Here is a 12980-nt window from a genome sequence, read left to right on the forward strand (position 1 = left end):
TAATTTGCATAGAGGAGGTCTGACCCAGCGCATGTCGAATGAACAGGCTTTGCAGCAATATGACGTAAAGAAATATAGAACACCTGACGGGTACACCTCAGATATTGCGGTATTTACCATTAGATCTGCGAGAGACGAAATGTTTAAGCCTCCGACTATGGAGCTCCACATTATGCTTATAAAACGGAGCATGATCGATAGCGAGGGGCGCCCCAATATTGAGGCGGGCAAATGGGCACTGCCCGGCGGCTTCGTAGATCCGGATGAGACGGCATTCCAATCGGCTGCCCGGGAATTGAAAGAGGAGACTGGCGTGGATCATATCCATCTCCAGCATTATGGCGTATACGACGCTCCGGGGCGTGATCCGCGAGGCTGGATTATCTCTAATGCGCATTATGCGATTGTACCAGAGCATCAGCTTGCTCAACGCCAGGCCAATGACGATGCGAGCGAGGTGGAGCTTTTTCCAGTGGAGGAGGTGCTGCAGCTCGAGCTTGCTTTTGACCATGCGCAAATTATCGCTGATGCCATTGCTGTCATCCGGCACAAGCTGCTCGAAACCACGGTGGCCAAGGAGTTTCTGCCAGCAGAGTTTACGTATTCTGAGCTCCAAGCGGTACTGCTTACCGTGACAGACGATTCCGCGATTGCATTGGACGCTGCATTTGCCCGTAAAATAAAAAGCTTGCCTTTTATTCAGGAAATCGAAGGGAAGAAGACAACACGCACATCCAAGAAACCTACTCAGCTGTATCGTTTTGTTGACGTAGAAGTGAATAGCTCGATCTATCACGCCAAAAGGTAATTTTTTTTAGTTTTGTTAATTAACAAATTGATAATTGTTAAATAAAGAGGAGGAGCTTGTTATGATTACTCTAAACAAAAGAGCGTTAATTAATGTTGATTACACGTATGATTTTGTCGCAGCGGACGGAGCGTTGACATGCGGTGAGCCTGGACAAGCGATCGAGGAACGTATGGCTGAGCTGACTAAAGAGTTTATTGAGCGTGGTGATTTTGTGGTATTGGCGATTGACCTTCATAAGCAGGGCGACACGCTGCATCCAGAGACGAAGCTGTTTCCTCCGCATAATATCGAAGGGACAACTGGACGGAAGCTGTATGGGGCGTTAGATGCGGTGTACCAGACCTACAAGAATTCCGAAAACATGTACTGGATGGATAAAACAAGATATAGCGCATTCGCGGGTACAGATCTTGAACTGACTCTTCGTGCACGTGGAATTACGGAGCTTCATTTGGTCGGGGTGTGTACGGATATTTGCGTGCTGCACACGGCGGTGGATGCTTACAACAAAGGCTTTGAGCTTGTTATTCACGCGAATGCTGTCGCAAGCTTTGACCCGAAAGGACATGCGTGGGCGCTAAGGCATTTCAAAGGAACGCTGGGCGCGACGATTCTATGAGATAAGAGAGGGGATAGCCGATATGAGAACTCAAGCAAACATCCAGCTTCCATCGCTGCCTTATGCCGATGATGGACTTGCCCTGCATACGGATAAATATCAGATTAATATGGTGGAGGCCTATTGGCGGGATCAAATGCATGAGCGTAAAGCCGTATTCGATGTCTATTTTCGCAAAATTCCGTTTCAAAACGGCTATTCTGTCTTTGCAGGACTGGAGCGAGTCATTCGCTACCTTAAGAAATTCCGATTTACAGAGAGCGATTTAGCCTATTTAAAAGAGGAGGGCTATGGCGACGATTACCTCGCCTATCTTGAAACGCTGCGCTTTACGGGAACGGTGCGCTCGATGAGGGAAGGGGAGCTTGTCTTTGCCAATGAACCGATCATGCAGATCGAAGCTCCGCTTGCAGAGGCGCAGTTAATCGAGACGGCTGTGCTGAACATCGTCAACTATCAAACGCTGATTGCAAGTAAAGCCTCGCGGATTAAACAAGTGATCGAGGATGGTGTGAGCATGGAGTTCGGCACCCGCCGAGCCCAGGAGATGGATGCCGCAATTTGGGGGACTAGGGCCGCTTATATTGGAGGCTTTGAGGCTACGTCGAATGTTAGAGCCGGGAAATTATTTGGCATCCCTACCGTCGGAACGCATGCCCATGCCATGGTTCAGGCCTATCGCGACGAATATACCGCTTTTTGCAAATACGCGGAATGTCATAAAGACTGTGTATTCCTAGTCGATACGTATGATACGCTTAGATCGGGGGTGCCTACCGCCATTCAGGTAGCCAAGGAATTCGGCGATCGCATTAACTTCAACGGCATACGCCTGGATAGCGGAGATCTGGCCTACCTATCGAAAGAAGCTCGTAAAATGCTCGATGCGGCTGGCTTCCCTGACGCAAGAATCTACGCCACCAATGACCTGGATGAGCATACAATCATGAACCTGAAGGCACAGGGAGCAAAAATCGATGTCTGGGGCATCGGCACGAAGCTGATTACCGCTTATGACCAGCCTGCACTCGGGGCTGTTTATAAATTGATTTCAATTGAGGATGAGCATGGTAAAATGGTGGATACCATTAAAATCAGCTCGAATCCTGAAAAGATTACGACGCCGGGCCGTAAAAAAGTGTATCGGATTATCAACAAAAGCAATCAGAAATCGGAAGGCGATTATATTGCTTTGGAACACGAAAACCCGCAGCGCGAAGAACGTCTGAAAATGTTCCACCCCGTTCACACGTTTATCGCTAAATTCGTTACCAACTTTGAAGCGCGGGAGCTGCACCAAACGATTTTGGAAGACGGAGAATTGGTATATGAGCTTCCAACTTTACAGGAGATCAGACAGTTTGCAGCAGGTAATTTAGGGGTGCTTTGGGAGGAATACAAGCGGCTCTTGAACCCGGCCGAATATCCTGTTAATTTAAGTCAAGACTGTTGGAATAATAAGATGAGACTGATTGAAGATGCGCAGCACAGGGTTCAGCAGCGAATGGCGAACCCGGATGGCTAAGAGAATGTATTCATTCGGGGATGATGGCTTTTCAAGCTTATAAGGGTAATGATATTTTTTAGAATGTTGGATAAGAATCGACTTAGGTTAGCCAGTTCAACAGGTAGAAGGGAGTAGGTTTCAATGCCAATCGATAACGATAACACTCAGAAGCAAATCACCGAAGCATTGCACGTCAAGCCGAGCATTGATGTGAAAGCGGAAATTCGCAGCCGGATCGATTTTTTGAAGGCTTATTGCAGGAAGGCCAGTGCGAAAGGCTACGTGCTTGGAATCAGCGGAGGCCAGGATTCCACGCTGGCCGGCCGGTTAGCGCAATTGGCCGTCGAAGAGCTGCGCGCCGAAGGGTATGACGCGACGTTCTACGCAGTGCGCCTGCCCTACGGGGTGCAGCAGGACGAAGCTGACGCCGTTGCCGCGATGGAATTCATTCAGGCGGATCAGGAATTCGTTGTGAACATTCAGGAGCCGATCCTGGCTTTTGCCAACGTATTCGAACAAAGCACGAAGCTCGGATTATCCGATTTTAACAAAGGCAACGCCAAAGCTCGCATGAGGATGATCGTCCAATATGCGATCGGTGGAGAAACCGGCTGCTTGGTTGTAGGTACGGATCACGCTGCGGAGTCCATTACGGGGTTCTTTACAAAATTTGGCGACGGTGGGGCGGATGTTCTGCCTCTGGCGGGGTTAACTAAGGGACAGGGGCGCGAGCTGCTGATGGAGCTCAAGGCTTCGGATCGCTTGTATCTCAAAATCCCTACCGCCGATCTGCTGGACAACAATCCTCTGCAGTCCGATGAAACAGAGCTTGGAATTACCTATGAGGTGCTCGATCAGTATTTAATGGGGCTGGCCGTTGATCCGCAGGATCAGTCCAAGATCGAGAAACGCTATGCCGTCTCCCGCCATAAGCGGGAACTTCCGGCCACGCCGTTCGACACATGGTGGAAATAGGGAAAACTAAACTCCCTAGCGATCTTTTATGCTCCCTTTGCAGGCTGATTAATCCTGCAGAGGGAGTTATATGTGTTTAAAGACTATACTTACTTTGTCTCCAAAAGAAGAAGTAGGATAAGGATAAACACAGGGTAAATACAAAAAACAATAGCGATATTGATGTGAAGTAATTGATTGGAACGGGCTTAAATAGTTGGAATCTGCCTTTAAAATCAAATATTTGATGAGCGAGGACGGAGATCATATTTCTAATGTCGTATTTCCCTATAATTGGGATTATTAAATCGTATACAAAAAATATAATTACAGGCAACAGAGCGGCTTTAAATAAAAGGCCAAGAACAAACCCTATCGTGGAAAACAGTAGGCTAATCGCAAGACTAAAAATAATCTGCAGAATAAGGCGATTATTCGTTATATTTAGATTCATTTTCAGAAGATCTTCAGAAGACAGGCTGCTGACTATTCCGTTATATAGTAAGTTGCCGGCTGCGTATGATATGAGAAGAGTACATGTAAATATGATGAAGACTCCCGCATATAGGGAGAAGAGTTTTGCCGATATGATTTTTGGCCAGCTATATTGAGCTGCCTTTATTTTTATAGTCTCATATTTATAATCATAGGTTGAAATGTATATCGAATACAGAGCAAAGATGATAGGAAAAAAAATAAAGGTCATCCACTCCAATGTTTGCGTAATGGCTGCCCCACCCTTTAATAATTGAATAGCCTTCTCGGCTTCCTCAAATCGATAACGAACAGGATTATCAATCATTTCTGTACTATCACTTTTTTTAATATTTACGGGCATTTTCATCATGCTTTCTACATCCATACCTTCCTCCTTGTATAGGTTATAGGTTCTGATATAGAAATCATAGGCTCCTTCGGCTTTGGTCTGTAATCCATATAAATTAAGTAGAGATACTAAGATAGAAACAAGTATAGACACCGTTAGAAGGTGGGAGTACCATTGATATTTTAATTCTCTTCTACTCATGCTTAAGATGCTGTTTGTAAATTTCACGAATATCACCACCTTCCACCTGCTTGAAATTATCTATTTGAACTGCGGATCGGTCGTTAAGAATGATAAGCTTATCAATAATGGGAGAATAGTATTCAAAATGATGCCCTATTGCTAAGATCGTAGTATCGACGGAAAGCTTACTTAACAAGCTTTGTAGTTCTATTAGAGAATCATAGTCCAAGCCATTAGAAACTTCATCTAAAAAAAGGAATTTAGGGCGATTAAGTAACGCGATCATTAAGCTTAATTGTTTCTTTTGTCCGAAGGAGTAGCTTTTAACCTTCTTTTTTAATATTTCTGCTGTAAGATTGTTGGATATTAAGTTCTTATCTGATAGAAGTATATCGTTATTAATTGCAGAAACAGTTTTAACCAATAATTTTATATTCTGATGACCTGTCAAATTAGGATATAAAGGCGAGCTATCGTAAATAACGAAGATCTCCTCCCTTATAACATTCAAAGGCAGGTTTTCATATTTAATGTCGCCGTCGAAGTCCTCTAAATGGAGCATACACTTGAGCAGTGTAGTTTTTCCTGAACCATTAGGTCCTGTTATAAAGGTTATTTTGTTCTTAGGAATTTCCAAATTAATATTCTGTAATACTGTCTTTTTTCCATATGCTTTTGTTAATCCGCTTATAGTGATCATTAGGTTCCTCCACATACACAAAACAACGACCATTTCGTTTAAAATGGCCGATGTTTTGCAATTAGATTATTATTAATAGTTTGTAGCTGATCCGTCTTTATATACTTTTAAGTAGTCGGAAAAGTCAGTCTCATATACAGTAACATCACCCCATGGTGTGACCACACCCGCACCAATGGTCGTTTCAGATAGGTAGATGTGATATGAGGCAGCGGAAGACTTTTGCTTGGTAATCCCATTTGTTCTTACAATGTTAGGAAAGACATACCCTGATTTTTGGTGAGCATCACTAGATGTTATTTGAGTTGAATTTGCTGTCCAGTCTACTATAGCATCAGACCATGCTAAAAAGGAGCCTCTCGTTAATTTAAAACTATAAGAAGATACAGAACTTACAGCGGAAGTAGAGATACGTGTGTTTAGAGAATCACTTTTTTTAGTAATACTTGTTCTTACCTGTTTTGCGCTGTTAATTACCTCCAACTGTTCAGGTGTGAGGTTTTCAGTACCTAATGCAAATGTAGGGGAAGTAGAAAGTAACAAACCTAACGACAGCGCACAAGCAGTAATAGACTTGTAAAATTTACCGCAAAACACAATCATCACCATCCTTTTGTATTATATTTCCTATTATACCATATAATATATTTACTTGTGTTACATATTTGTAAATTATTGTAATTATATTAAAAATTAGATTTTTGAATCTGTAAATTAAAGATTAAGAAAGATACTGAAGAGACAGTAAAGTCGATTCCTCATTCAGAGTTGATATAATATGATAGGAACTGGGACGAGAGTTACAAAACTGAACCTGGATTGCTTTATTTACGGTTAAAAAAATGGTTGTAATATAGCGAGAAATAAAGAGGTTTTGAAAGGAACGATCATGCAACAGGAACATCACTTTTTCTTAAGAAAAAAACAGCAAATTGCTGTTCAGCTCAATGAAGTGCAGCAGCAAGCGGTGCTGCATACGGAAGGCCCGCTGCTTTTGCTTGCGTCGCCAGGCTCGGGCAAGACGACGACCCTGCTGATGCGGATCGGCTACCTGATCGAGGAGAAAGGGGTGCAGCCATCGCGAATTAAGGCGATTACCTTCAGTCGGGCTTCGGCTGGGGATATGAAGGAGCGGTATAAGCGTTTTTTTCCGGAGCTGCCGTCCGTAGACTTTTCGACGATTCATAGCCTGGCCTTTGAAATTGTGCGAGAGTATTTCCGTACAGAAAATATCATCTTCCAGATTGTCGAAGGTCATGGAGCGACTCAGGATGTTGAAGCGGTAGAAGCCGGCGATTCGTCGGCTCCCTTATTGCATAAGAAATTGATATTGCGCGATATATTTAGGGTGGTTGCGGGAGAGAACGTCACGGATGATCAATTGGATGAGTTAACAACTTACATCAGCTATATTAAAAATAAAATGATTCCGGAAAGAAAATGGGGCGATGTGCCCTGCGGCGTGCGTCATGCGCATCGAATCCTTAGCGAGTACGAGAGGTTTAAGCGCGAGCATCCGAGCGGGCTGCTTATCGATTTTGACGATATGCTGACGCTGGCTAATGAAATTTTAAGCAAAGAGGCCCGGCTGCTCCGCAAATATCAACAGCGCTACGACTATATGCTTACGGACGAAAGCCAGGATACTTCGCTGGTACAGCATGCAATCATCGAGCAGCTCGTGATAGAGCATCGGAACCTGTGCGTCGTAGCGGATGACGATCAATCGATCTATAGCTGGCGGGGGGCGGAGCCGTCATACCTGCTGGAGTTCCGGCAAGTGTACCCGGAGGCGCGGATTCTGTATATGGAGCAGAACTATCGCTCTTCGGGAAATATTGTCGAAACAGCCAATCAGTTTATCCAACGGAACAAAAATCGCTACGATAAAAAAATGTTCACGCGCAACGACGAGGGACAGCCGATCTCCCTCAAGACTCTGCCCGACTATAAGCAGCAAACGAAGTACTTAGTCGAGGAAATCCGCAAGCTGGGCAATCTGGGCGAAGTAGCCGTGCTTTATCGGAACAATTCTTCTTCCATTGATCTGATGAATCAATTTGACCGTGCCGGGATTCCGTTCTATGTGCGTGATGCGGACAATCGCTTTTTCTCGCATTGGGTGGTGCAGGATATTCTCAATTTCATGAGGATGTCGTATACGGATCGGAGGCCTGATATTCTTGAAGCCATTCATACGAAGTTTAACGGCTATATTACGAAGCAGCAGATGGCTGCTTTAAAGGAAATTAACAATAACGAGTCCGTATTTGATAATTTGTTGAATTACGTGCCATTGCAGGACTATCAGCAGAGACAGCTGCCGCAGTGCAAATGGATCTTTGAGCAAATGAAAGGCATGCCGCCTTTGGAGGCGATCGATGTCATCCGAACGAAACTGGGCTATGACAAAGCTCTCGATAAAATGTGCGAGCGTCTTGGTTTCCGGAAGGAATATTTGCTAGGCATACTAAATTCGCTAGAGGAGATTGCGGAGTCCTTGCATTCGATGGAGGAATTTGCGCAGCGCCTCAAGCATTTGGAGGCCTTATTGAAATCCTCCAAATCCAGAAAAGGCCAGCATGCTGTCACGTTCTCGACCTTTCACAGCGCCAAAGGCTTGGAGTTCAAGCATGTATACATGGTTGATTTGATCAACGGCATCCTACCATCGAAGGAGGATTTGAGGGATCGGGCGGGAGACCGGAATAGCGAACTGATGGAGGAAGCGGCACGGCTGTTCTATGTCGGTATGACAAGAGCTAAGACACAGCTTGAGATGCTGACTTATCAGCAAAGAGAGGGAGAGAAGACGACGGAATCCGCATTCCTAACCGAGGTGCGGGCGATTTTGAATCCTCCGCAGCTTCGGGTGACTCTAAATTCTGAGCGGCAGACATACAGCGGCTCTAGGGCAGGAGCTTCTTCCGGCGGGACAGCGACTGGCACGGCAGCTTATACGGTTCCAATAGCTGCCGCGGCTCCGGCTCCCTCGTTTAACGCGAATACGATTCGGGCGCTAGTAGATTTAGCCCCAGGTATGCAGGTTGTCCACCTTGCATTTGGTTTGGGAAAGGTAACGAATATTTCCGGGCCAACCGACCTGATTGAAATTCAGTTTGCTGCTGGCGTCAAGCGGCTGTCGGTTCGTACTTGCCTGGATATGGGGCTGCTTGAAGTGCCGGAGCCAGTGGAGATATTGAAGTGACCGAGGAGGTACAAACCTGGAGTTAGTCCGTCTTTTTCGTGGCTGTCCTGCATAAACTTGGTGATGAAGCAATTGAAGTGCTGCCTGGGGGGATGGAGATGCGATTTAGAAGGGGATGGCATAGTCGGAGAAGAAGGGGCAGGCTCACTAGAGGAAATATATGGTCTATTGCGATAATCGTCGTCATCGTTGCCTTCGTCATGTTTGGCCAATACGTCGAACGAAATATGATCGGGCCCATTAAGCATCTCGCCCAAATCCGGGTGAAGCAAATTGCCACCGAATCGATCAATGAGGCCATTACAGCCCAGGTGGCCAACCGCGAGCAAATCGATAATCTTATCGATTGGAAGACTGATTCCTCCGGCAAAATCTCTGGATTTATGCTCAATTACTCGGCTCATATGCAAATTACGTCCGATACGATTCAGACGGTTCGCTCAACGTTGGACGAAGTGTCCAGACTGTCAGAGCACATCCCGCTCGGTCAGGCGCTCGGAAGCCCCATACTGGCCTCCTTCGGCCCGAATATACCGATACGCATTGAGCCAAAGGGTGATGTGAAGGTAGATTTAAATACCCGCCGCCAAGAGGCGGGGATCAATATGATTCTCGTTGAAGTGTTTTTGCGCGTGCGGACGGAGCTTGCTGTCGTGGTGCCTTTTGACATGGGGGCGCAAGCTGTGGAGACCGAAATACCAGTATCCTACATGCTGGTGGTCGGCGACGTTCCGATGTACTACTACGATAGCAAAGGCAATCCCGTTGGAGATCATGGCGTGAGCGCGCCAAATATTGCTTTGCCGTCCCTTCCTAGCAAGACAGGCACAAGCCATGGCACAGAAGCGGAGCAGGAGTAAACGGACAATCGATGAAATGTAAGGCGTCTTTCATTTTGAAGGACGTCTTTTTACTTTGTGGATAGTCCTTGTGAGATCGAGAAAGTCCATCGGTATGAGCTAATTGTTATGTTCCTCCTCCTTGCTGATCTGAGCCTGGCGATAATGCTTGGGAGAAAGGCCTTTTGCTTTTTTGAAAATTTTTGAAAATAGCAGAGGATCTTCGTAGCCGACTGACCGGGCGATGTCGCCAATGGATAAAAGCCGATTGTTCATCAGCTCGCAGGCTTTGCCGATCCGATATTGTATAAGGTATTGCTGCAGGCTGGAATGCGTCCGTTCCTTAAAAATAGAGCATAAATAACTGCGATCAAGTCCAACGAACGCGGCGATTTGTGCGATGCTGATTTGATTCGCATAGTTGATTCCGACGAAGTCGAGCACTTTCTGCACGTAGAAGTCGCGGCGATCCGTCCTGCTGTCCTTAAGCTCCTGATGCGGGTTCGATTCGATCATATGGGCGAATAAGGCATAGAGCAGCGAGTTCAACAGCAATTCCCGGCCATACGCCAGCCCCTTGGAATCATGCATTTGTGCAATATAACGGTGAGCAACTGAGGGGTCTATCCGGGAAAGAATAGGAGAATTGACGGACAGTCCGGCTTGGTGGAGAAAGTGACCGGCTTGCACCCCTTGAAAGCCCACCCAGCAGTAATGCCAAGGCGACTGTTGGTCTGCTTCGTAGTAGGTGACCGTTCCCGGATAAATGAGAAAAGCCTCCCCTTTGCCCAATAAATATGTGCGGCCGTCGGCCTCGAATCTCCCACAGCCCTCCAGGATGAAATGAATCAGGTAATGATCCCTCACAGCGGGCCCATGATGATGGAGAGGGGCGCATTGCTCGATGCCATATTGGTTAATGTGCAAATCCCGGAGCGATGTGCTGCCAGCCAAGTATTCGATCATAGGGCCATCCCTTCTTTAATCTTAATCGCAAGTGCCAACATCTAGTAACATACCATATTTATAGAACGATGTTCCATGTACGTTGAGCAGCCGCTTTCGATAAGATAATGGAAAGTGCTTTAACTCACGTATTAATTTTGAATGGAGAGGGATGTTCATGGCTATTCACTATTATGATGCAGAAGGAATCTTTCATCTGCAGTCGCAGAATATGAGTTATGTTATTCAAATAGTAAACGGTTTTCCAGTACATGCGTATTGGGGCAAAAAATTAGGTTTAGACGATTCTCCGGGCAGTTTTATTGACCTGTCAGGAAATCTGTCGCTCGACCGCCTGCCGCAGGAATATCCTCAGTATGGATCGGGTGATTTTCGCAATCCGGCTTATCAGGTTCGGTTGGAGGATGGAAGCCGGATCACGGAGCTTGTCTATGAGGGATACGAAATACGGGACGGAAAACCGGAATTATGCGGGCTTCCCGCTGTATATACGGAGAGCGGGGAGGAAGCGCAGACACTGGAACTGAGGCTGCGTGACGCTTATAGCGGCCTTGTCGTGAAGCTAAGCTATAGTGTATTTGCACAGTTCGATGCCGTGGCCCGTTCGGTGCTCTTCGAGAACGCAGGCAAGCAGTCCCTGCAGCTTCTAAGGGCGCTTAGCGCGAGCGTAGATTTACCAGCGGCGGATTATGAGATGATCTATCTGGCTGGAGCCTGGTCGCGGGAAGCGCAGCTTCAGCGTCGCCCGTTGGGAACGCAGGGCGGAACAACGATTGAGAGCCGCAGGGGCAACAGCAGCCATCAAATGAATCCGTTTATCGCCATCGCATCTCCCGGAATAGGTGAGGATCAAGGAGAGGTCTATGGTTTCAGTCTTGTTTATAGCGGCAATTTCGTTGCCAGCGCGGAAGTTGATTCATTTCAGAGCACAAGGGTCAGCCTAGGCATTAATCATTTCGATTTTGCATGGCAACTGCTTCCCGGACAAACGTTTCAGACACCGGAGGCGGTCATGGTCTATTCGTCGGAGGGACTGGGGGGCATGTCTCGAACCTACCACCGAATGTACCGAACACGGCTGTGCCGGGGGATATACCGAGACCGGGAGCGGCCGGTATTAGCCAACAATTGGGAAGCAACCTATTTCGATTTCAACACGGAGAAGCTTGTGCAAATCGCCCAGGCAGGATCCGAGCTCGGCATTGAGTTGCTTGTGCTTGATGATGGCTGGTTCGGCAAGCGTGATAACGATAGAACTTCGCTGGGAGATTGGACGCCGGATTTGAGAAAGCTTCCGGGAGGACTTGGTGGACTCGCTAATGAGATCACTGCCCTCGGCCTGCGGTTTGGCCTATGGGTGGAGCCGGAGATGATCTCGCCGGAGAGCGAGCTATACTGTAAGCATCCGGATTGGTGCCTGCATGTGGAGGGGCGCCGCAGGTCAGAAGCACGCTGGCAGCTTGTGCTTGACTATTCAAGGCAGGAGGTTCGCGATTATATCTATGAGACGCTTAGTGGAATATTCAGTACAGTACCGATTTCTTATGTTAAATGGGACATGAATCGGAACTTGACGGAAATCGGTTCCGCAACAAGCTCTCCAGAGCAGCAAACGGAAATTGCCCACCGTTATGTGCTTGGACTGTATGAGCTGCTTGAGCGCTTGACTTCCAGCTTCCCGGATATTCTGTTTGAAAGCTGCTGCAGCGGTGGAGGGCGCTTCGATCCGGGCATGCTTTATTATATGCCGCAAACGTGGACGAGCGATAACACGGATGCAGTAGATCGCCTTAAAATCCAGTTCGGTACAAGCTTGGTATATCCCGTGAGTTCGATCGGGGCTCATGTATCGGCAGTTCCCAATCATCAGGTCGGAAGAATAACCTCGCTGAAGATGAGGGGCGATGTGGCGATGTCGGGAAATTTCGGATATGAGCTCGATTTAACCAAATTTACGGATGAGGAGAAGGAAATCGTTAAGGAACAGGTAGCGGTTTATAAAAAAGAACGAAAGCTGGTGCAGCAGGGAGATCTTTATCGACTGCTGAGCCCCTTTGAAGGAAATGAGACATCCTGGATGTTCGTTTCGCCCAATCAAGAGGAAGCGCTCATCGTTTACTTTAGAGTGATGGCTGAAGCTAATGCGCCTGGGCGGCGCCTTCGTTTGAAGGGCTTGAATCCGGATTTCCACTATGAAATCGAAGGCACAGGAAGCGTCATGCGGGGGGATCGGTTGATGTATCAAGGAGTCGCGCTGCCGCAGCTTCAAGGGGATTATGCCAGTGTTATGTACAAAATAAAGGTCGTTCATCCATAAGGAGATGTAGGACAAGTCGCATAGAAGTTGAATGGAACTAGCTGCTCGAG

At 46.9% G+C, this 12980-nt stretch carries 11 protein-coding genes; 7 read left to right on the forward strand and 4 right to left on the reverse strand.

The annotated features are described in order from the left end of the window. The first annotated feature begins 31 nt into the window (after positions 1–31). The 4 genes from CZ379_RS09625 (at position 32) to nadE (ending at position 3912) form a co-directional block, all read left to right on the forward strand. On the forward strand, positions 32–808 hold the full coding sequence (locus tag CZ379_RS09625; RefSeq protein ID WP_110931430.1) for an NUDIX hydrolase: 777 nt from the start codon (positions 32–34) through the stop codon (positions 806–808). 61 nt (positions 809–869) lie between these two features. Next, entirely contained in the window at positions 870–1430 is a 561-nt protein-coding gene (locus CZ379_RS09630; RefSeq protein WP_110931431.1) for a cysteine hydrolase family protein, read from the forward strand. Between the two features lie 22 nt (positions 1431–1452). Continuing rightward, on the forward strand, positions 1453–2955 hold the full coding sequence (locus CZ379_RS09635; RefSeq protein ID WP_110931432.1) for a nicotinate phosphoribosyltransferase: 1503 nt from the start codon (positions 1453–1455) through the stop codon (positions 2953–2955). A gap of 123 nt (positions 2956–3078) precedes the next feature. Continuing rightward, on the forward strand, positions 3079–3912 hold the full coding sequence (gene nadE / locus CZ379_RS09640; protein ID WP_110931433.1) for an ammonia-dependent NAD(+) synthetase: 834 nt from the start codon (positions 3079–3081) through the stop codon (positions 3910–3912). 76 nt (positions 3913–3988) lie between these two features. On the opposite strand, the gene CZ379_RS09645 is transcribed toward nadE, so the two are convergent. From CZ379_RS09645 to CZ379_RS26110, 3 genes are all read right to left on the reverse strand, one after another. Further along, positions 3989–4945 (reverse strand): hypothetical protein, encoded by a 957-nt coding sequence (locus CZ379_RS09645; protein ID WP_234404873.1) that lies wholly within the window; start codon positions 4943–4945, stop codon positions 3989–3991. Further along, complete coding sequence (locus CZ379_RS09650) at positions 4911–5600, reverse strand: ATP-binding cassette domain-containing protein (protein WP_110931435.1); 690 nt, start codon at positions 5598–5600, stop codon at positions 4911–4913. Before CZ379_RS09650 ends, CZ379_RS09645 begins: the two co-directional genes overlap by 35 nt. A gap of 72 nt (positions 5601–5672) precedes the next feature. Then, the gene (locus CZ379_RS26110; RefSeq protein WP_199925551.1) at positions 5673–6209 is read right to left on the reverse strand and encodes a hypothetical protein; all 537 of its coding nucleotides are present in this window, start codon (positions 6207–6209) and stop codon (positions 5673–5675) included. A 280-nt stretch (positions 6210–6489) separates the two neighbouring features. On the opposite strand from CZ379_RS26110, the gene CZ379_RS09655 reads away from it, so the two are divergent. Both CZ379_RS09655 and yunB read left to right on the forward strand, forming a co-directional pair. After that, complete coding sequence (locus CZ379_RS09655; RefSeq protein WP_110934299.1) at positions 6490–8808, forward strand: ATP-dependent helicase; 2319 nt, start codon at positions 6490–6492, stop codon at positions 8806–8808. Between the two features lie 98 nt (positions 8809–8906). Continuing rightward, the gene (gene yunB / locus CZ379_RS09660) at positions 8907–9668 is read left to right on the forward strand and encodes a sporulation protein YunB (protein WP_110934300.1); all 762 of its coding nucleotides are present in this window, start codon (positions 8907–8909) and stop codon (positions 9666–9668) included. A gap of 99 nt (positions 9669–9767) precedes the next feature. Here the strand turns inward: yunB and CZ379_RS09665 are convergent, their stop codons facing one another. Then, a complete protein-coding gene (locus tag CZ379_RS09665) occupies positions 9768–10613 on the reverse strand; it encodes an AraC family transcriptional regulator (RefSeq protein WP_110931436.1) in 846 nt (281 codons plus the stop codon). A gap of 157 nt (positions 10614–10770) precedes the next feature. On the opposite strand from CZ379_RS09665, the gene CZ379_RS09670 reads away from it, so the two are divergent. After that, positions 10771–12930, forward strand: a complete 2160-nt coding sequence (locus CZ379_RS09670; protein ID WP_110931437.1) for an alpha-galactosidase — start codon at positions 10771–10773, stop codon at positions 12928–12930. The last annotated feature ends 50 nt before the right edge of the window (positions 12931–12980 follow it).

The organism is Paenibacillus bouchesdurhonensis, from assembly GCF_900155685.1.
In the GTDB taxonomy this organism is placed as follows: domain Bacteria; phylum Bacillota; class Bacilli; order Paenibacillales; family Paenibacillaceae; genus Fontibacillus; species Fontibacillus bouchesdurhonensis.